This window comes from bacterium (assembly GCA_021108215.1).
Taxonomy (GTDB): domain Bacteria; phylum Oederibacteriota; class JAAXVQ01; order JAAXVQ01; family JAUVAV01; genus JAIORK01.
Genome location: JAIORK010000036.1, coordinates 159,568 through 183,029, shown reverse-complemented (window position 1 = coordinate 183,029; position 23,462 = coordinate 159,568). Strand labels below are relative to the sequence as shown.

The following is a 23,462-nucleotide window of genomic DNA, read 5'->3' as shown; positions in this document are numbered from 1 at the left end:
TTACTGTTGTTACGGTTTTTGATTCTATCCATGAGGTGATCAGTATGTCTACTTATTCGGGCTTCCCAAAGAACAGTCAAAAAGCAATGCGGCTTGTCGGACGATTTATCCATCGGCATTACCGCAGGACAATTTCATTCATGTTGGCGATGGTATTTGTTTTTACCATGACCGGTCTGGATGCCATCCTGGCTCATGCGTTTGACTATTCATACCAGGCACCGGAAACCCGGCAGAACAACTTGGAAGTTAACCGGGATTCCATGATGACCGGCGGCAGTGTTGAGAGCAGCGCGCCCGACGCTTTTCTCGATATCCAGGCCGGTCCGCAGACGGTGTCAGATCCCGGTGCTGAAATTAGCACCACATCATTGAATGTTTTGAAATCAGAATATGGGAATCTGCTTGATACGGTTTCGCTCACAACGTTGGCCGAACGCTCGACCTCTTCTTTTAGCCTGGACGCCATGGTCAACAATATGCTGTCGGAAACTGAAAGTCCTGAAGGGACCAGCCAGCCTACATCTGCGGAAGAAACGGATGTAGCACCTGCCATGGACCCGGCAGCCATGGTGGATGTTGTGGATGCCAGCCAGGGACCGGTCAGCCTGAGCCTGGAAATGAAACCCAATGTTGCTTCTTTAACCACTGAGGATACGGGTATTGACACCCTGCCGATCCCGGCAGCGGCAACTGAAAGTTCTGAAACAGAAGTAAGCAGTAATGTCAATACAGCTGCTGTTCCTGTTAATGAAACGGAAACTGTGGAGACAGTACAACCTGTGACAACCGACCAGCCCATGATGGAAAATAATGCGGTTGCGGTTGTGGATAATAATCAGAATCAGACGATGGTGGTAGATGATTCCGGACAGAATAATCAGGACCAGACCACTGTGCCGGATGTGGAAAGTAACAATCAGACAGTTGCACCGCAGGATCAGAATAATCAGACCAATGAGCAGCCTGCCAATGAACCCACGGTGATGGAAAGATTTGTCGCCATGGTGACCGGCAATAATTTGAAAAATGAGACCGTGGATGTTGAACAGACCGGCCAGCCTGACACCGCCACCACGGTGGATGCCGCAGTTGTCGTGACCGATAAACCGCAGGGTAATGAAAACACGGTTACCAACCAGCCTGAGACTGTCCAGGTCCAGGACAGCAATCTGCCTGACATTAATCAGACGATCCAGGTGGACACCACCCAGGTCAATACCACCGACCAGACCGAAACCACCACCCCGCTTTTCAGCCAGAACCTGGACAACGGCGAAGGCAATGTTCAACCCAGCACCAACCAGGCGGCCGAAGGTAATGAGAGCGGTTTTCTGAGCATGTTTACCATGGTGGTTAAAGACGAGGGCGACGAGTCGGGCAGTGCGCCTGAAAACGGCGAAGACACGGAGGAAACAGAAGTCACTGAACTGGAAACCGGCAACGAGAGTGAACCGTCAACGGACACTGAGATGCTCCTGACTGCGGAGAACGAGGGTAGTGAGCCGGATGCACCCACCGTGAATGATGTAACTGCGATTGATGATTCCCAGTCTGCGGTGGCCCTGTCTGAGCAAAATGTGGATGTCCCTCTGGATGTTTCGCAACCGGCAGTGGAGACCGGTACCGGGCAATCGGAGAGTGAAATTGTTGCTTTAGAAGAGGGTGAAGAAGGCGTAGAAGGTGATATGAAGCCGGAGGGTAAAGAGGAAGAGACTGAGCCGGGAAGCGGCGAGTCCGCTGAGACGGCGGATGCCACGACCAACGTGAATACTGCCAATGAACCGGATGCCGTGGACACGGACATTGCGGTGCCGGAAGTGGATGTGGCGGTGACAGCCGAAGGACTGGAAATGGAGATCGCGCTGGCAGAGGGTCCTGAAACCCCTCAGGTGGATGCACTTTATCAACCCGAGACGCCGGAGACAGAGACGCCGAATGTGGAAACACCTGAAGTTTCTCCCACGCTGGACGTGGATGCGGCAACCGTACCCCAACCGGAGATAAGAAGTGTTTCAGAAGTCAACCAGGCGGCGGAGACCGCGCCGGTGCATAATTCCAATTTGGAAATGGATGCCAATGTAGAAACCGGGATGGTGGGCCCCAGTACTAATCTTACGGCGGATAAGACAACCACCAGCACACTGGATCCGGAAACCAACCAGGACACTCAGATCCAGGCCAGTACGGTCATCAATAATACGAATACCTTTTCCACGGAGAATCCGTTGGTCTCGACGAATCCATTAATGGCATCGACAGTACCCTTGGTGGGTGACGGCAGCCAGTTTGCGGTTAGTAATCCGGTCGTAAGAATGGTGAGTACGCTTGGTCAAAACGTCGCCCAGGGCAGCCTGCTGCTTTTCGGATCTCAGAATCCCAATACCGTTTCTCAGTCATTTGTAGCAGCACCGCAGGTTGCCAAAGTGAGTACGGACATGCCGCCGCAAATAGGATTGACCCAGACAGCACCGCTGCAAAGCATTGATATTAATATGCAAAGCACCATGAGTTTTAATCCAGCTGTCAATGGCAGCGCACCGCAGACCGATACCGGTCCGCCTATGAATATTGTCTCTTTTGTTAAAGTAGCTTCTGCTGCTGTTCGCGGTCAGGATTTTCAGATTCCTCCCCGCCCCAATGTTGCAATTGTCGTAGGGACCACACCGGCTTTGCCTAATTATTTCGGTTCAGACGATGCCTTTGCCGCAGAAGCCGAAGCGCTTTCCACGCATCATACCCACCGCGATCCGCCTGAGCATGGCAGCGGCGGCGGAAGTTGCGCCTCATTTATGGCTTCGCCGATCGGAAAAGTTTTTATGTTTGTCGTGACCATCGTTCTTACTGTAATTACAGTGGGGACAGCAGCACCGATTTTGCTGGCCATTATTATTATGATTGAAGCCATTGTGGCGTTTGTGCCCCTGCCGGAAGGATTGGCGATTGTATTAATGATTTTTACTGCGGTCTTAGGCGGCTGGGCACAGGGGATTGGACAGTTGGCCGGAACTGCGGTTTCAGTAGCGGGTCAGGCAATGGTATCAGCTGCCCAAACTGCCGCGCAAGTTTCCGTGGCCGCGATGAGCGCTATATTTAAAACTTTGGGAAGCACCATAGTACTGAAAGCCATCGCGAAGATGGTGGTTGCTAAAGCGATTATGTTGGCGATGGCTCACTATTTCCCGGATGCCAGTCCGTTGTTGTTTGCAGCGGTCTCGCTTGGTGCGGGTATGATTGGCTCCGGCGTTGCTGCGATGTTTGATGCAGATAGTTTTGGCGATGTATTCAAGCAGTTTGCCAAAGGCTTTATGGCCGAATTAAAAGCGGCAATAGGCATGACCGCATCTGGATTCGATTTGACGGCCATGGTAAATTCCAATACGTTTAAATCTCTGATGGCAGTTGGGCTCGAAATTGTGGCGACCAAGATTATGGAAAGTGCCGGATATACAGAGCAATACTCCGCGATGATCGGGGGATTGATCGGCGGTGCTGTTGCCGGTGCGGTGAATTATATGACAGATCCCGGTGTGGCCAGTACAGCCAAGTTTATGAGTCTGGTCGTGCTTCCTGCCACAGCGAACGGGCTGTCGACATTCTACGCGCTTTATGCCGCACCAATGCTTGAGGATCAGGGGTTTTCAAAAGTTCAGACCCGGCACTTTGGAGAAAATTTAGGTGCCATTGTCCGGCAATTTGTAGCCATTCCAACCAATACAACCGCGACGGGTGCATCAACCGCAAAATCCGTTTTCAAATCCGATGCGTTACCCATTAATAGTTTTTTCAAAAATTTGAAACAAATGTGGACCAATATCACCACACCAACCCCGGTGGACAATATGGCTGCCTCCCCGGAGAGTGGTTCTCCACCCGCAACAACCGGGCAAACACCGCCGGTAACCGACCAACCATCGCTGCTGTTTGTTCCGCAATATCAAGGTAGTGTTGGACAGCGTTTGCTTCTCAATATGCCGACTTCAGGTTATATGCCCCAACCCATGTCAATGAGTTCCATGTTTATGCCGTCTGAAACCATGGTTTCTGCTGCTTCTGTCAGCGGTGGATTTGGTGCCGGCGGCAAGGGAGGCGTTGGTATTGGGACGCTGGGTGTCGGCGCCGGCACCCTTGGCATGACCGGTTTGGGCATGACCGGTACCACACCATCCTATTTAGCCGGTTCAACGATGCAGATGGGATCGTCGGTTATCATGGTCGGCGGGACCGGAACGAATTATACCCAGGGACCATTGATTCCCACCACGGCGGACAATTTTGCCAACCGCTCGCTTTCTCAGCAGTCCGATCTTTCACCCACGACAGCACCGACCGGTGTGAATATGCCGGAGAGTGCACCGAATACTGCGGGGATACCTTCCACCGGCCATGAATCCATGGAAAGCATGACCAGCACCACCACCAAGGTGGATAGCGAGGTGACGGTGAGCCCGAAATCATCTCCTGACAGCAGCAGTATGCCGGCGCCTCAGGATACCAAACCCAAGGAAACCTCACAGCCCCGGAGTGAGACCGCAAAAACGGAAACATCAAAACAGACAAATACCCAGACATCACACATGAACAATACGATGGATGCGGCCGATAATAATTCCTCGGTCACAGCGCCGCAACAGCAGCCACAGCAAGATGCGAGCACCAAACCACAGGAAGGACTGGATAACCGTACTTCTGTGAACAATGATGCCGGAACACGGATGGAAAGTTCTGACGCGCCTCGCAATGAGGTGAAGCTGCAAAACAATGATGTCAAGATTGCAGATCTGGATGGTGTGCAGCGTATGGATGGTGATGTTCCCAAGCCTGAAGGGGACGCGATATCAACGGGAAGCAATGCCAGTGGCGGCGATGGCGGCGGGGCCAACACGGCCAACACTACGGAAATGCAAAATAAAAATGTACAGAAAAATTCTGAAAACAACAACCGTTTGCTTGAATCCGGAGGGTCGGATTTTGTTTCAGCAGGCGCTGCGAATGCGAATGGTACGGAAAAAGTTTCGGCGGTTGCCAACAGCGGTGCAACCACGCAGCCGTCCGGTGTGCAGCAACTGGCAAAGCAGTTGGAGGCTGGCGGGTCTTTGCAAAGCGGAAGTAATTATTCTTATTCCCAGGGACAAAATGCGGACGGCCAGAATGTAACCAAAGTCTTTAATAATACGGGTCAACTTATCGGTGCGCAAACAACGCGTTCCGATGGAACCCAGGTCACCAAAACGTTTGATTATCAAACGCCGGCCAGCTTGCAGACATCGACTGCACCCGGCAGTGCCGATGCAGGCAAAACAGCCGCAACGCAGCCCACAGAAGTGAAAACCACAACCTATGAAAACGGCGCGGTTACGCAGGAACAAACCTTCAAGGTTGAAGACGGTAAGATGACACCGATTGCGGATAAACCGGTTACACGTGGATTGACGGCCGAGACCGATAAAGCAGGGCAGACCAAGGGTGAGGCAGCCAAGGCTGAGCGGCGCAATGATGATATTGCTGTTTCTACTGATGCTTCAGGCGGCAATACATCCGGAACGCCAGGAGATGGCTCGGCCAAAACAACAGCCAGCGGTGATGGAGCTGACGGCGCGAAAGTGACTGCTGATGGTTCAGACCCGGTAGCATCTGGTGAAACAGCCAAAGCGTCAGCACCGAAAGTGGGCGAAGGAATTAGTACCAACATCGGAACCGATGCCAATCCTATCGAGGTCTCCTTTAAGTTTGATGGCGAAAGAACCCAGATTGTTGAAGATGCGGGAGGCAAGCAATATCAGGTTGCGCTCAACAGCAATAATGAGTTTGTCAAGCAAGGTGAGTACCGCATGGAAGGTAGTTTTATGAAAGGGAAAGAACGGGTTTTTGTGCCCAATGGTTCAACCCAGGGCCAAGGGGACAAAGGCGGTGTTTATGAATATGAGAGTGCATCCGGTGGTTCAGGAACAAAAGTCTCAGATGAATTTGTGGCAGCCTACACGGATTCCAAGGGTGAACAGCATGCCTTGACAGCGACGTTACCGGTGGATGCCAAATCTTTACCTGCGGATGTCCGGAAGGCCATGATCCTGGCGGAAAATGCGGCCAAAGGTGTTGCTGTGGATGCGGCCGGTGGGGAATTAACCTTGGCGGAGACCCGGAGCATGGGTACTGAAGCAGTTAAAACACTTCAAAATCACGCTGACTCCCAACTATTGGGAACCCAACAACGCCAGGATGCCATGGGATCTTTGGCAAAAGCGGAGATGGGAATGTATGCCAATAATCCCGATCCGGGAGCATTGGGAAGTATTGCCAATCATGTCAGTCAGAGCAACAGTCCGGAGATGAACCTACAATTGGCTGCCTTGCAGGCGGATGACGGGACCACGGAGCAGGCTGTCAACTCGGTAAAAGCAGCCATGAGTTTGGCTGACAATACCAATATGCCGGCTGATCAAAAGGCGGCTATTAATATGAAAGCTGCTGAAATGCTGGGTTCTATGGACAATGCCGGTCAGGCGTTTGAAATTGAACAAGCCATGAAGGGGGCGCAGGAATTTCTTTCCAAGATACAGCCCGGAAACATGGATGCCAAGGCTGCGGCCATGAGTTTACAGTATCAAGCCCTGGACGATAAAATAGGCGGAGATATGGGCAAATTTGGAAATCTTGATTTGCCTGAAATGTCACCTGAGATTTCTAAAATGACACAGAATTTATCTAATGAAGTCCAGTCTGCTGCTTCAGGAGTGAGCAACGGCCAGAGTAAGGACGTTCCTTCCATGAATGGAAGCGTTTCTAAGGATGAAAAGGGCAATATCACATTTACGCAGAAGAATGATGACGGTTCATTAGTCAGCATGGAGTTTGGTTCTAATGAAAACGGCACTTTGTCACCGCAAAAAGTTACGGTCGCCGATTCAAACAATGTACCCCAAGAAATATTTACTTCAACACCGCAAGGCATGAAAATGACTGAACAGAACACACAGTTGGAGGTAAATCTTGGGCAAGGTGATCAGGGCCAGACAGCTTTTGTTCAAAAATTACTCGCACCAAACCGGACAGCGGATATTTTTGGAGAAGCGGTCATTAATGGCGCAAAACATACACTGATTATTCATCCTGACAATACGGCCACGGCAACGCTCATTAAACCCGATGCGACAGCCGGGACGACCAAATACTTTGATCCTGTGGAATCCGGTGATGTTTCCTTTAATGCCGCTAAAAATGAAGGGACAATGACGATTGACGGTAACCGGCAGGTTGTCAAGGGGGCGGTTTTACAAACCAATCAGGATCTTTTAGCAGCCGGTTTCAAACCCGAAACAAGCCAGCATCTGTTGGGGAAAACCGCATTTATCTTTCAGATGCCGGATAACACTACATTGACGGTTGTGGGATCACCTGCAGAGATTGCTGCCAAGCAATATTATGTTTCCGGGACCACGCAATTTACTGATGGCGGAAAGACCGAGTCAATTGGATATATCGCCAAGTATGATGGACGGCTCCAGGAAGTGCATTTGTCGGACAAAGATCAAACTGTTGTTCAGTATACCAGCAAGGATCTGAGTGATTTTGTGGTGGATAAAACAACCGATGGCGGGAATCGGACAGCGCGTGCAACTTATGAGAATAACAGTTTAACCGGCTATAAAATCAGTTACAAACAAATGGGTATTACGCTGGCATATGATAAAAACGGGAAGATAACTCCGGAATCATTCGCTATGCTGCGCGCCACTAATGGCGACGGCTATTCGCTTAGGATGACTGACAGTGGTTTTACCATCATGAATAATGCCACCGAGGTAGAATTGTTTTTTAGCCATGAAGGCCGGGCCTTACAAAAATCCAATCCCGGTGAGGCCGGTGGAAGCGGTACCCAGCAAGTGGTGGAATTTGATTTTAAGGAAACCATGATTTTAAATATTGCCAAGATCGAAAACGGCAAGCTGGGCAGCCAGGAGGTCAGGGTTGAAAATATTTATCGCAAACATATTTTGATCCAGACCAGCCCCCAAGGCACCATGACCAAGAGTGAGACGGTGAGTAGCATGATGGGAGAGGTTACCCAGCCGGTGGCGGATTTTGAATTTGCCTCCAAAGGAACAAGCGGCGAATGGAAGCCGACAGGTTACCGAGACTATCAGACTGTCACGACGGATAAAGGCGAGACCATTTCCCTGGTTGTTACCAAAAGTGCGGATCCGGGCGCCAATTGGACCGGTGTAGAAAACGGCAAGGTCTATTCCGAACAAGCGAACGGTACCTTCAAACAAACCGGCACACAACAGAAAATGACCATCACACTGGATTCAGGCCGGAAAGTAACAACCACGGTATCCTCGCGCGGGATGATCAATCCCACGCCCGGCACAGCTGAGGTCGATGGCGGGATATATACTCAGCAACCGGATGGGACATTTAAACAAACCGGCAGGGTGGTGTATGACAATGCCACTGTTGACGGATTCAATTATCGTGTCAGGACGACGGTTTCCACCTTGCAGACGCATTCATCCCAGTCTTTTACCAAGAACGGCACGACCTATACCAAGACCGCTGAAGGTTATATTGCGACTGCGGAGCACAAATATGTAACAACCGGTAATGAAATCAATATGGCTTCGCGGAGCTTGCTGACTGAACATGCACTTTGGCGTGTCACGGATTCCAATGGCAATGTCTATTCCGAGCTGGAAGCTAAAGTGGCGGACCAGTATCCCAATAATCAGGTTGGTGAGTTGGTTATGATCGAGCGGGCCGGACGGTTTGAAAATATCAACGGACTTTACGTCCAACGTATGACCAATTTACGTACCAGCAGAGTGAGCGGAACGGATATCTACGGAAATGGTTATGGCATTGACGAAGGCGGCAAGTTAGGCAAAGCCGGTGAGTTCACGATGCTGACCAAGGTTGTGGATACAGTTGTTGTGAATGGTGCGGTTGTCACACAAACCATTAATCTGCTTGACGGTAAAAATGCCCAGATAACCGGGTCGGATATGTACGGCAATACCTATGGATATGATACTGCCGGGAAGTTGGGTGAAAAAGGCGCTTTTGTCATGATCACGCAAGCGGTTGGCACGGAAATCATTGGTGGTGCTATTGTGACCAAGACGCGTAATCTCTTGACCAACAAAGTCACGGGCAGTGACATGTATGGCAACCAACATGTACTGGATGTCACCGGCGAGTATGGCGCCAAAAACAAGATTGTACAGTCCATGGAGTTTGTGAAGGTGGAGAAAGCTGCCAACGGTCTTAGCGTGACAGTCACCAGAAGCTTGTTGGGAAACACCAAGGGTATTGAGAGCGGTGTGGACATGTACGGAAGCACCTATGTTCGGGATGCTACAGGTGAATACGGCGTCCAGGGAAGCCTGGTGCAGTCGCAGCAGGCCATGGGTGTGGAGATTGTCAATGGGATTGCCGTCTCGGTTATGAAAGGCCTGCTAGGCAGCAGCAAGGGTATGGTGAGCGGTTCGGATATGTACGGTAATAGTTATGTGCGCGATGCTACAGGTGAATACGGAGCCAAAGGCAGTCTGATGATGTCTCAGGCGTATGTCAGGACTGAGGTTGTCAAGGGTAAGACCGTGACTGTGGTACGCAATATGCTGGGTGATAATAAAGGCGTTTTAACCGGCAGTGATGCTTTTGGCAATGGCTATATAAATGGGTCAGGCAAGATGGTGATGTCAAAGGCATTTGTAGGTCGTGAGGTTGTGGACGGCAAGACCGTGACCGTGATGCGCAGCCTGTTGGGGAGTGGTAAGGGTATTGAGACCGGCAGTGATGCGTTCGGTAACAGTTACGTTCGTGATGCCGCTGGTGAATACAATGCGCAAGGCAAGATGGTGATGTCACAGGCATTTGTGGGCCGTGAGGTTGTGGATGGCAAGACCGTGACCGTGATGCGCGGCCTGCTGGGGAGTGGTAAGGGTATTGAGACCGGCAGTGACGCGTTTGGTAATAGCTATGTGCGTGATGCTGCGGGCGAATATGGTGCTCAGAGCAGTATGGTCATGTCACAGAAATTTGAAGGCCGAACCATTGTGAATGGCAAAACTGTCACCATGATGCGCAGTATGTTGGGGAGTAGCAAAGGTGTTGTGACCGGCAGTGATATGTTTGGCAACAGTTATGTGCTTGATGCTACAGGCGAATATGGCGCCGAGGGCAAGATGGTGATGTCACAGGCATTTGTAGGTCGTGAGGTTGTGGATGGTAAGACGGTGACTGTGATGCGTGGCCTGTTGGGGAGCAGCAAAGGTATTGTGACCGGCAGCGATGCTTTCGGCAACAGCTATGTGAGTGGGTCCGGCGGCAAGATGGTGATGTCTCAGAAATTTGTAGGTCGTGCCATTGTGAATGGCAGGACTGTCACCATGATGCGCGGTATGTTGGGCAACAGCAAAGGGATTGTGACAGGCAGTGATGCCTTTGGGAACAGCTATGTGAGTGGGTCCGGTGGCAAGATGGTGATGTCCCAAAAATTTGTAGGTCGTACTATTGTAAATGGTAAGACCGTGACCGTGATGCGCGGTATGTTGGGGAGCAGCAAGGGTGTGGAGACCGGCAGCGATGCATTTGGGAATGCATACATACGCGGCAGCAATAACAAGATGGTGATGTCGCAAGCGTTTGTAGGTCGTGAAATTGTGGATGGCAAGACCGTAACCGTGATGCGCAGTCTGCTGGGCAGCAACAAGGGCGTGGAGACCGGCAGTGATATTTTTGGCAATAGTTATGTACGTGATGCCACCGGCGAATACAACGCCAAGGGTGAAATGGTGATGTCACAGGCGTTTGTAGGTCGTGAGATTGTGGATGGCAAGACCGTAACCGTGATGCGCGGTCTGCTGGGCAGTAACAAAGGTGTAGAGACCGGCAGTGATATTTTTGGCAATAGTTATGTACGTGATGCCACCGGCGAATACAACGCCAAGGGTGAAATGGTGATGTCACAGGCGTTTGTAGGTCGTGAGATTGTGGATGGCAAGACCGTAACCGTGATGCGCGGTCTGCTGGGCAGTAACAAAGGTGTAGAGACCGGCAGTGATATTTTTGGCAATAGTTATGTACGTGATGCCACCGGCGAATACAACGCCAAGGGTGAAATGGTGATGTCACAGGCATTTGTGGGTCGTGAGATTGTGGATGGCAAAACCGTAACCGTGATGCGCGGTCTGCTGGGCAGCAACAAAGGCGTGGAGAGCGGCAGTGATATTTTTGGAAATAGTTATGTTCGCGATGCTGCAGGTGAATACAACGCCAAGGGTAAGATGGTGATGTCGCAGGCATTTGTGGGTCGTGAAGTTGTGGATGGCAAGACTGTGACCGTGATGCGCGGCCTGCTGGGGAGCAGCAAGGGTGTGGAGAGCGGCAGTGATGCCTTTGGGAATACTTATACACGCGATAAAGCCGGAGAGCATAATGCCAAAGGCGAGATGGTGATGTCGCAGGCATTTGTGGGCCGTGAGATTGTGGACGGCAAGACGGTGACCGTGATGCGCGGCCTGTTGGGCAGCAACAAGGGCGTGGAGACCGGCAGTGATGCATTTGGGAATACGTATACGCGCGACAAAGCCGGAGAGCATAATGCCAAAGGTGAGATGGTGATGTCGCAGGCATTTGTGGGCCGTGAGATTGTGGACGGCAAGACCGTGACTGTCATGAGAAACCTCCTGGGCAAGGACAAAGGTGTGGAGACCGGCAGTGATGCATTTGGGAATACGTATACGCGCGACAAAACCGGTGAGCATAATGCCAAAGGCGAGCTGGTGATGTCACAGGCATTTGTGGGCCGTGAAATTGTGGATGGCAAGACCGTGACTGTTATGAGAAACCTTCTGGGTAAGGACAAAGGTGTGGAGACCGGCAGTGATGCATTTGGGAATACGTATACGCGTGACAAAGCCGGTGAGCATAATGCCAAAGGCGAGCTGGTGATGTCGCAAGCGTTTGTGGGTCGTGAGATTGTGGGCGGCAAGACCGTGACTGTGATGCGGGGCCTGCTGGGCAAGGATAAGGGTGTGGAGACCGGTAGTGATATCTTCGGTAACATGTATGTCTGCGGCAAACGGGCATCCGGCGCAGCCAAGGCGAATATGCTCATGTCTCAGAAATTTTTGGAGTACCGTGTGGTGGACGGCAAGACCGTGACCATGATGGAGGGTACGCTGGGAACGGGTGAGGGTGTGGTCAGCGGCAGCGACATGTTCGGCAACCAATATGGCATGATCGAGAGCCGAAACAGCAAGGCTGAATTTGGTATGACCAGTAAATATCTGGGAACCGTAATTATTGACGGTAAAACCGTCACCAAGATGGAGGCCTTGTTGGATCTTGATCAGGACGGTACGGTCGAGCGGGGTGAAAAAACAATCACCGGTTCTGACGTATTTGGCAATCAATATGGTGTGGACAAAGAGGGCGAATTTGGTACCAAAGGCGCTTTTACTATGACATCTAAATTCATGGGCAATGAAGAAATAGGCGGCGTCATGGTCACCAAGATGATCAACTTGTTGGATGAAGATGCGACCATGACCGGTTCGGATGTGTTCGGCAACCAGTACGGTATTGACGAAAAAGGTGTCCTGGGGGACAAGGGTACATTTAGGATGATTAGCAAGTATCTTGGTAAGGAAGTCGTTAATGGCATGACGGTCACCAAGATGGAAAATTTGCTGGAAGGAAATGTGACCGGTACAGACATGTACGGCAACCAATATGCTAAAAATGAACATGGCAGTCTGGTGCAAATTAGCCGTACAGAGGTTATTACTGTTGATGGCAAGGATATTAAGTTGACCCTTTCAGTTGAGGACGATGCGACCATGGTTCGCGGTCTGGGTGAAAAGCCCATTAAAATGGGGGCAGATATCAAGGTCAAGGTCGAGGGTGACAAAATTATACTCACCGATGCCCGGGGTGTCAAACGCACCTACACCGGAGATGGACGCGAAGTGACATCACTTGGCCGGAAATTCGGCAATGTTTGGAATAAATTTGCCTCTGCGATTTCCGGTGCGGTTAATAAATATGTTGACGGTGTGATGAAGGCCTATAATGAAGAAGGCGGATTTACACTGAAATATTTTGGCAAGTCCATGGGTGAATTCGGTAAGATGCTGGGCCGGATGACCTTGGCTACTGTGGTAGGTATTTTGGATGGCGCCGGAACAGCCCTGCGAGCGGCGGTTGAGGTGTCGCTTGATTATTCCGGAACCGGCATGCTGTACAAAAAAATGACCGGTGAGTCTTTGGGTGCTTTGGTAATTGATAAATTTATGGCAGGTGTGGAAACAGTTTTTGCCCCTATGGATTCATTTTTTCAATGGGCCGGTGAACAACTGAATGCACTGGGTGATTATTTTGTGAAAGTTTCTGAATCCTATGCCGATATGCCTTACGGTGATGCGGCCAGTGCGATTTTTGGAACCTTGGCAGTATTGGCCAAAGCCACAGGCGATAATCTTCCGATTATTATAATTTTGTCCCTTAACCTGATTCCGGTTGTGGGAACGATGCTCAGCGGTATTGCCGCAGCGGTTATGATTGGAAAAGATGCACTGATCAATGGTTTGGGCACTATGTTCGAGACATTTTTCGTCGAACCTTTTGTACGAATCGCAGAAGGCATTCACATGATGGGGGATAGTTCCCGGCCCGGATCGCGAATTCGTCATATCGTTAACGGTATGTCCCAAGTCGTGGGCGGTGCCATCGGAGTTATTTTTGCAGTGATGATGGTCAGAGCACCATTTGTTCAGGCAAAGGGAGCCTTCAGTGAAGCTGGGTTGAGTAAGATGAAGCAACACATGAAAACTGAAATTGCACAGGGTCGCGGGAAGCAATTACTTAGTAAGACAGTTGAGCAGTTGGCAAAGGACGCTGGTTTGAAACCCAAGAAGGGAATGTCAGGAGGAGAAATTAAGGTTCGTGATCTTAATATCACTTCTGGTAAAGGACAGGGCGCAACGATCGGCCAGATGGCTGCCCGCCAAGGCGGCGGTGGCGGAATGGCTCAGTTTATGAAAATGGTGGAAGCTCCTGGATTTAGAATGTCGCATCTCCAGATGCCCAAGGGTGCGGGGACTTTTGCCGGTCATGCGTTAACAAGTGCTAAATTAGGCAAACAATTGAATAATTTCAGGGGTAGGCACAGCGCAGGGAATTATGCCAAAGCTGCGGGGACGTTTATCAGTTCGTTTGCCAAACATCAGGCGCAGATGATAACCAATGCGCCTAAGATGATCAAATTACTGGCAGAGGGTAAGACGATCATCAAAGGAAAATCCGGCGGTGTTAAAACGGTGGAGATTTCTTCAGTTGCACCGCGGTTTGCAGCTTTCTTTAGCCCAGTCGGTCGTTTTATGGGAGCTATACGGGTGCGTATGGTGAGTGTGCGCAATTCGGTCATGAGTCGCATTACCGGGCGCCAGACCAGTAAATCACAGGTTACAGGTGAGACCGGTGCAGCATCCAGAACGGTTCAATTGGAAGGCACACCGGCGCAGAAAACTGTTATCAAGGCGGAAGCATCGCTGAGAGTGGCTGAGAAGCTGCTTTCCAATGCCAAAGCCGAAGGAAGCGGGGCATCTGCCAGATATACGGCGGGATTGGAGGCCAAAGTGACCTCCCTTAAGGCGGATATAACAGCGGCCCGGGAACTGGTGATTCCTGAATTAAAAGCTCAGCGTACGGCTGCCGAGGCGCGTACGACAGATGCGTCTTTAAAAACAGCGGAACGTCAAGCTGCTGCACAGGAAAGTGCACTGTTAACTGAACAGATTAATGTTGAGTCTGGTAAAGTGGAAATTGCAAAACTGAAAAGCGATGTTAAAGCACTCCGGGCGGAAACCACGGCCAGTGATGCAAAGATTGCCAAGTTGGAAAGCCGCATGGAAAGTTATCAGAAAGCCATTGAAGGGTTGGAAGCCAGGATGCAGACTCGGGCCCAAGGGGGGACACATGCGGCAGCAATGGCAGAGCTGACGGGGATGAAAAATAAAGCCGAGACCCGGATGAAAACAGCTGGAACAGCAGAACAGCGTTCAGCCGCAGCGGCGGAATTGAAGCAGATTCAAGCAGAAATGACATTGCAAAAAGCCAAGCAGCGGGTATTGGATTTGGGTGCGGAAATCAAGTCCAAAACTGATGTAAACGAAGTCGCCAAAATGAAACTAGATACCATGGAGGCAAAACTGGAAGCTCAGCAGGAAGTTGTCAGCGGAATTGAATCGCGGCAGCAGAACCGCCAAGCACTGGCTGAGCAAAGCACAAAGCTGAAATCCGAGGCCAAGAAGATGGCCGGGCAAAGTGAGACATTGAAGACCGAAATGGAGCAGGCAAAAACACCTGGGGAACGTGCTCAGCTTGAATCTCAGGCCAAGCGTCTGGAGATCGCTCAAGAGCGCAATTCAAACCAGCAAAAGCAGGTTGATACCCAGAAAAAAATACTTGACCTGGATGCGCAGTTTGAGAATACAACGGATGCAAAGCGCTCCAATCAACTATTGGATCAAAAAGCGGAAGCCATGTTTGAGCAGGCCGGCCTGCAAAACGAGGCCAAGGAGATTGAAAACCGTATAGACAAAGCGGATATGGAGCAATTGGAGGCCAAAATTCAGGATCTGACGCAGCGCACCGGAGATGCAACGCAAGGACAGCCTGCACGTTTGAGTGAAGTCCAGATGAAGGAATTGACCAAATCCTTTACAGAAGAGGGCGGCAAGCCCGTGGAAGGACGCCGTCAGCTCATGAAAATGCTGGATGCCATACAAAAGGGCGGCAGCATTGACGCCAAAGTGATGGCCATGTTCCAGGGACCGGGAGCTGCCATGCGCCTTAAGGCTATGGCCGGAAACGGTATGAAATCCCAGGCACAAAAAGTATTTGAACAACTCTGTACTGAGCAAAAAAGCAGGGGGAATCTTTCAATAGAACAGCAGCATTCCTTGGCCAAAGACCTGGGACTCAAATACGATGCCGAACTGGCAGCCAAGGCCGAGGGTGCGTATGACGTGGCCTTAGCGAAAGAGAGCGTTTTCAACATGCAGGAATCAGCCGCGCGTCAGTCAAGCATGACTGCGGAATCAATTGGAGACCAGCATATTAAAAATCTTGATGCAGTGGAGACCTTTCATAATAATGTTGCTGAAGCTGGAAAACAGAATATGGATGTGGTAGATGCCCGTGTAGAAGGCTTAGCCAGAAGCAAGGCTCCGGCCGGGGAAGCTGTCAAGAACCTTATGAAGACTGCGGAAGGCCGGGCCACGGTACGCGAGATGTCACGCCGCATGACGGTTGATCAATTGCGTAAATTGCTCTCGTCCAGTGATCCCATGCAGGTGATCCGGAATTTCAAGATATCCCAGACCAGTCAGGCTGCCGGTGAAATTATGGGACGCCAGGCCAAGGTTGAATTGCGGCAGGCGGAAAGCCGGGCCAAGACTGCGGAAGCCAAAGTGGCGCAGGCCGGAAAACAGGGCGGTGATATTCTGCAAAAAGCGGAGATGGCATTGGAACAGGCCAATGCAGAATTGCAAACTGCAAAACAGAATGCAAAGATTGCGAACTCTGCTGAAGTTACCAGCGCAAGAAGTGCGATGACCAAGACCCGCAATCAAGCAGGAGAATTACGCAGGCAGATAAAAAAACCAGCGGAAAATCTCCAAAAAGCTGAAGCTGAGGCGACAACAGCCAAAAGTGGTCTGCGCGCAGCTGAACACGGCGTGGAAGCGGCCAAAACTTCGGGCAAGGGCGTGCAGGCTGCGGAAGCAAGCCTCAAACAGGCCCGGGCAAAAATGAGTGAGGCTCAGACCAGTCTGGCCAAAGCCAAAGCAGACTATATGGAAATTGCTGCCAAGTATAATGAAGCGAATCTTGCACAAAACCGTGCCGAAGCAAAAGTTGAGGCTGAAATTGCCAAGCAAAAACCCACTGCAATTGAAGCAGCCCAGGCTAAATCTGCGGAAATGGTAAAAAATGCCGAGGCGAGAAGTGCTGAGTTGACAGAACAACGTGTTGAAGCGGCAGGCAAAGATGCGGATACCATGATTAAAAAGGCGGAGAGTGGGATTGAGAATGCCAAGGCGCGTGTGACTGAGGCGGAAACCGCCCTGAAGAACGCCCAAGGTAAGAAAGCAGAGATACTTTCGAAAGTTGAATTGAAGAAGGCCCAGGAAACTCTGCGCGCTGCTGAGAACCATCTCAAAACCGTGAGTGAACAAAAAACCGGCATGATTGAGTCGGCCAGGAAAACCGGTCAGGAAACAGCCGCCAAGATGAAAGAACAGGCGGTGAAACAAGGTGAGCAACTTGTCAAAGAAGCGCAGACCCAGGTTAAGAAATCGAGCACACTTGCCGACCAACCCGGCAACCAAAAAGGCTTGATTAAACGCAGCCATCAGATCTCCGAGGCTGTCAAGGCGCGGGACCTGCTCAAGGCAAAACTTAATCGGGCATCCGACCAGACTGTCCGGGAAACGCTCAAAGCCGATATTGTCAAGGCTGAATCCCGAATCGATAACCTGCGGGAGCTGGCTTTGGAAAAACCGGCTGCAGGCAACGCACTAAGCGAAGCGTATATGAAGACCAAGCTCGCGCTTAAACGCAGGTTTGCTAAAAAAGATTCAGCGATTTTGAAATTTGATGTTGCTGCTGCGGTGGCACGCATCCTTGAACCTCAAAAAGCGGCTGATTTGAAAGCGCGCTTGAATAGGCTTAATGAACTGCAGGCGGAAATTGAAAAATCTGCTGAAACTACGAAGAAGACGTCCAAACGTCAGGCAGCCAAACGCGAAAAAATGATTAGTGAGCGTCAGGGAATTTTGGAAGGCCTGCACAATGACGGTTTTACCCAGGTCATGCTGGAGTCGCTCGGGTTGAAAAATATCACGACCAGCAAACCCGCAGTGCTGGAGCAGATCGGCTTCAAAATGGGTGAAGCGCTTACAAAGTTGCGCAGCAAAGGCCGGATTGGTGAGTTGCAATCCGAATTAACCAAGGCGTTTGATGCCAAGGAAACCGCCAAATTTGATGCGCTCATGAAGGAGTACAAGGCTGAAGTTGCCAAGTTAATGCCGGAAATGGAAGCGATGATTGAACGAATTCTACCCAAGGAAATGAACAGCCAGGCCAGGATGATTTTCAAGGAATTGGTCAAGCAGTTTCAGGCAGATGCCAGTTACCGGTTCTTTACCCTGGACCAGCCCATGCTTTCGTTTCTGTTCAGGCAGGCGGAATTGCATTATCTCAATATGGAGCTGCATGTGAAAAACCCGGCTATGAAAACTGTGATCGGCGAGGCATTGCAGTTGGCCATGGGCGGTGGTAAATCCAGTTCGCCGATTACCTTGAAAGTTGCGATGGAGCTTTTCAAAGCCAATCATCCGGGGATGAAAGTACCGGCCATGCTGTATATGACGGTTAATCCCTCATTGGTGAAACAGATACTGGGAGAATATGCATTTAAACAGATGGCCAAAGAGGGCATGCTGATTGAACTGACCAAGGAAACTTCAGCTGATGTGATCAAGAACGGTTTTCAGGAAGGTAAGATGTATGTGTCGGATTGTGAGACCTTAAAACATGTTGTGTTGGAAATGCGCAGTGCTGGCAAGACGGATGCTCAGATTGCAAAATTGCTTCAGAAAAAATTAGGGACCGCGGCCTGGGATGAACTTCATGCCGCTTTCCATGTGACGGACACCATTATCGGAGCGTCAGGTATTGCGCCTTATTTAAGCGGCGCGGTAAAGGCTCAGTTGGGTGATGTGGCCATCAAGCATGTGGAAATGTATGGTAATGTGCGGGAATGGTTTATCAATAAAGTCACGAAGGATGGTGTGGTACAGAAGAATAAAGTTTTTGAAGTTTTTGAGAATGTGGAAAATGGATTTGGTAAGCAGGCGCGTAACCAGATACAGTTTACAGCAGAAGCACTCAAGGAAATCCGTTCAGCGACGGGCCTGGATTATGCCAAATCAGGTGACCGTATTATTTTGGATAAAATGGCAAAAGTTCTTTCAACCAAGAATGGGCGCGAGTGGACCGGTGAGCTGAAAAAGGGTCGGGCGCATTATGGGACTGCTGAAGGCGGCGTGGGCAAGCCCAATACCATTTTCGGAGATCAGCTCCAGGCCGCTTTCACCAACATCGAGATATTTTTTCAGAGCAAGGGTGAGGGGATGACCGGACATCGGGCTGCCATGCGTGAGATCAAGTCGTCCAGTTTCCGTGCACGCAACAGTCAGTTTATAGAATCGGTTGTCGAGGCACTGGTACATACGACGACAGAGAGAGTAACCATGACCGAGGCTATGAATCTTTTGGGTGCTCAAAATATTGTGGGTTTTTCAGGAACTTTCGAGGGGATTACCGGAACCTTATCAACATGGGGTAAGCGTCTCGTTCGGGTGAATAATGAGCCTGTTGTTGATCTGTATGATGTTGTAAAACAGGAGGGTTATTTTCAGGTTAAGGTCGGTCAGGATGTTATTACGCTCCGTATGGGAAGTGACGGTAAGGTGAAGATGGAATTGAGCCGCGAAGGATATAATGATCGCACTGCCGTCGTGCGTGAAGCTATTAAACTTATGGAAACAAAAATTGAGGGTGAAACTATTCATCAACAAGTTTTTACGCATAATGATAATCCGGCACTGATGGGAACACTCGCTGAAATTAAAAAAGCATTACACGAAGGAACGTTCAGCAAGCAGAAATATAAAACACAGACTGTCGAGATCAACGCGAAATCAATTGAGCGCTATATCAGCGATCACAATATTAAGGTTGAGCGTGGTGAAGGCAATGTTTTGACCTCTGCTTCAGCGGAAAAGGTGATTCGCCGAATGATGAAACATCCTGGCGGGGACGTGGTTCAGCTGATTCAGATTGACGGTATGGCACCCGAACTTTGGACCGTGGCCATGGGTGAATTGGAAAGTATGATTAAGGCTGAAGGCGGTTGGAAGCAAAAACGTATGATTATGGCACCAAAGGTGGGCGAGGGGTTGAATACCTTGTCCACCAAAGGACATATGCAGAAAATGCGTGCAGCGATTCATCAGATGGATATGCGCCCAATTGATGTTTATCGGCAGGCGATGAAACGTGTTAATGTTCTTGATAACAATACGGGTGCGCATAAACGTGCTCGGGGTATTTCCGGACTGAGTCTTGATCTAAATGAGATCAATAATATTACGCGGGGTGAGATCGGTGAATTCAGAATCCTGTTTGACAAGATCCAGGCAGCAATGGAGAGTAAAGGAAATCAAAATAAAGTGCTTTCTGTTGATCTTCAAGCAAAGGAAGTTAATGGAAAGCGTGTTCCACTCAGTTCAACGGATGCCCATTTTGATCTGTTCAAGCAATTTAGCGACCTGTTGGTCGGTGAGGGCAGGGTAAAGGGTGAAACCACAGGTATTGCCAAGCGTATCTTGAACGAGGTGGATGTGCAGAAAACCCAGGCATCGCGGAAAACTCAGGCCGGCATTCAGACCGAGGAAACCGTTTCGGTCAAGGTGGCGAAGGGATCTCCGGAATATATGGCTGAGCTGGCCAAGACGGTTGAGAGCAACCTTCCCAAACTGCTCCGGAAATACCAGGGCATCACGGATATAGCTGCACGTCGCTCAGGGACACCTGCGACCGCGCTTTCACGCGTGTTGACCTTACCCAATTACAATGCCTCTCGGTTGCAGACAAACACCGGTTGGCAGCGGATTCCTGTTATCAAACAGCTTGCCGGATATTTTGAGGCGCGTACCAGTGCCATTCAGGCATCCGGTGCACAGATCCAGCTGGTGACCGAATATGCCAAGACTTGGCAGAGTGATGCCTGGCAGCAGAAAAATTCGGAAACAGTTGCCAAATATCAGGGACAATATGGGGAGCAATGGGTTGACGCTAAAATGACGGAAAAGTTCGGCGAAACCTGGAAACTCTACCAAACCATGGGTGAATCTAATAATATTGTCAGCCAAATACGTGTTTTGAATCGCGGCAATTCCCTTATGAAGCGTAGTTATATGAATGCCGTTGAGAATATTGCACGAGTCAGTATGGAAATACCTGAATTGCAAGCCAATCCCCATCATAGCACCATGAGCTATCAGGGACTGACCATGGATCTTTTTGGGGCCAATAATTATATAAATCAGCAGTTAAATAGAGTTCGTTATTTCAATCAATTTACAACGATTAAAGTCAGTGCATCGCTCCAGAAGCTTATCGAAAGCAGAAACAATATTCCTGTTACACCAGGCGAATTAGAAGTTGCTGCGCGTGAGACTTTGGCGATGCAGAGTTGGGCCAAGAGAACTGTGAAAGGAATGACGCAAGGTTGGAGCAACATGCTCCGGCACATGCAGCAGGCAAGATTTATTTTACCGCTGTTCAATGTCAAAGACAGGTATCTTGTGCCGAGCCGGACATCGACCCTGTTGATTGGTGCGGCAGCATTTGCTTTGCTCGGATTCACAGGATTACCGACACTGGGCTTGGCCAGTGGGTTGTTATTAATGCCTTTGGCACAGCCCTTGTTCAACCAGGCAACACGATTTATACCAGGTAAGGCACAGGAAATTGTGCAGGCAATGAGCGGTCGTTGGACATCATTGGGCAGTCGCTTGTTTTCAACTGTGATTACGGCAGCATTGATTGGTGTCCTATTGGGAGGACCAGTGGGTATGGTCTGCGCAATTTCCGCGACAACAGGTACTATTGTAGAGCAAGGTTTGATCGTCAGAGTAGAGAAGGAAAGTCGTGTGACCATTAATCATCAAAAACCGGAAGTGGCAGGTGCGGTTGAAAGCACACGCAGTGCGGAAAATCAGATACAGGCAGGCCGATCATTGGTAGACACCTGGAAGCAACAGATGGGTGGAAAAGAAGCGGACGGTCAGACGGCGGTCAACACACTCGTTAGTCTGCTTAAGGAATCCCGTTTTGGAAACATAGATCTTAATGTTCATCAGCAGGCGCGGCATTATGGGTATATGCATTTGTTGGCAGCTGTTTTTAGTTTGGTTCCCAATGCACTGGATAGTGTTCATGCCGTTGATCTTGGTTCGGATACAGTGGCGGAATCTGAAAATATTGTGAATCAGGCAGGTTCCAGAATTCGGGTTGGTCGTGATTCCATCCGGTTCCTGGATCAGAAATTTTCCAATATATTGTTGACGCAGACCATTATGGCGATCAGTTCCATGTTCAGTGATGCTGAGTATAATGCCCTGGAATCCAAGCTGCAGCAGAGCCCGCATTTCAGGGAATTTGGGCAGTTTGCGGTCGTCGAATTTATCAAACAGTATATTCTTGACGGAGAAGCTCTCAAAGAAGTGGTCGGGCAGGCCGAAATGACGGGTTTGCGTTGGGCCGGTATTTCCCGTGTCCAAGACGGCCAAGCGCTGCAAATCAATCTTTATGAGTATTTAAAGAGCAAATTTGAAGGTCGTGAGTTTACCAATGATGATCTGGTTGAGCTCAATCAGGCCATGGGTGAACTGGAAAATACGGCATTGCCGCTGATGCAGAAACTGTCCGCGCAAATTGAGGACCGGACGCTGGCCCGGGATGACCGTGTCTATCTGGAATCCTCGTTTGAAGCGCAGTTCGGTATTTCCTATGCCAGTTATACTAAGATGATGAATCCGTCACTCATGCAGCGTGTGCTGACCAGACAAATCGGACAGGATATTCTGGTGGGTACTGAGCCGCGCTCGGCAATCAAGCAGTATGGAAGAACGCTGTTCGGATTTGGTGCAGCACTGGCCTTGGCCGGCGGTATTGTGGTCGGGGTGATGATGTCGGCTGTGATTCCTGCGATTGTTGGTGCTGTGATTGCGGTCGTTGGTCTGGCGATCGGCATGCAGGGACTTCTGAGTTGGGTGATGGCTGATCAAATTGCGTTTAATGTTAATCCGTCCAATGCGGTTTTGGAAGGGATGCGCAATGCTGAATTTGGTTTTGCCAATCAAGCTCAGCAGGAACAGGTTCATTCCCTGGGGCTGGACACACGCCAGTTGTTGGAGAATGTACAATTTACATCTGCAGTAGAAGGGTTGAAAATAAAGGGTACCGAGCAGATGTTATCGGAAAATAACCGGACCCGCGCGATCCGGATGGTGCTTTCTCATCTGGTTCGGGTGATGGAATCCAAACTCGACCGTGAGATGAAGATTCAGTTGGCGCGTGAGACGACGCAAGTTTTGGGTTTCTTGAAATTTGATATTGATATGCATGTCAAACAATATGAAAGCCAATTGGCCATGACCATGACACCGACGGTTGAACCGCAGGCACTGAAGCATGATTATAAGATTGGGCGTCTGATTCGGAGGTTAAAGAGTCTGGGTGTAGGCATTAATATTAATGTTGCTCCCGGTAAGCAACCCAAATTGAAGATCACGGGCAGTGCGGCGTAATGACGGCTCGCCGCT

The 23,462-nt window shown here is 50.0% G+C and carries 1 protein-coding gene; it reads left to right on the top strand.

The window, feature by feature from the left end:
* Nucleotides 1-44: 44 nt before the first annotated feature.
* A complete protein-coding gene (locus K8S19_08550) occupies nt 45-23,447 on the top strand; it encodes a hypothetical protein (protein ID MCD4813725.1) in 23,403 nt (7,800 codons plus the stop codon).
* Nucleotides 23,448-23,462 lie beyond the last annotated feature (15 nt).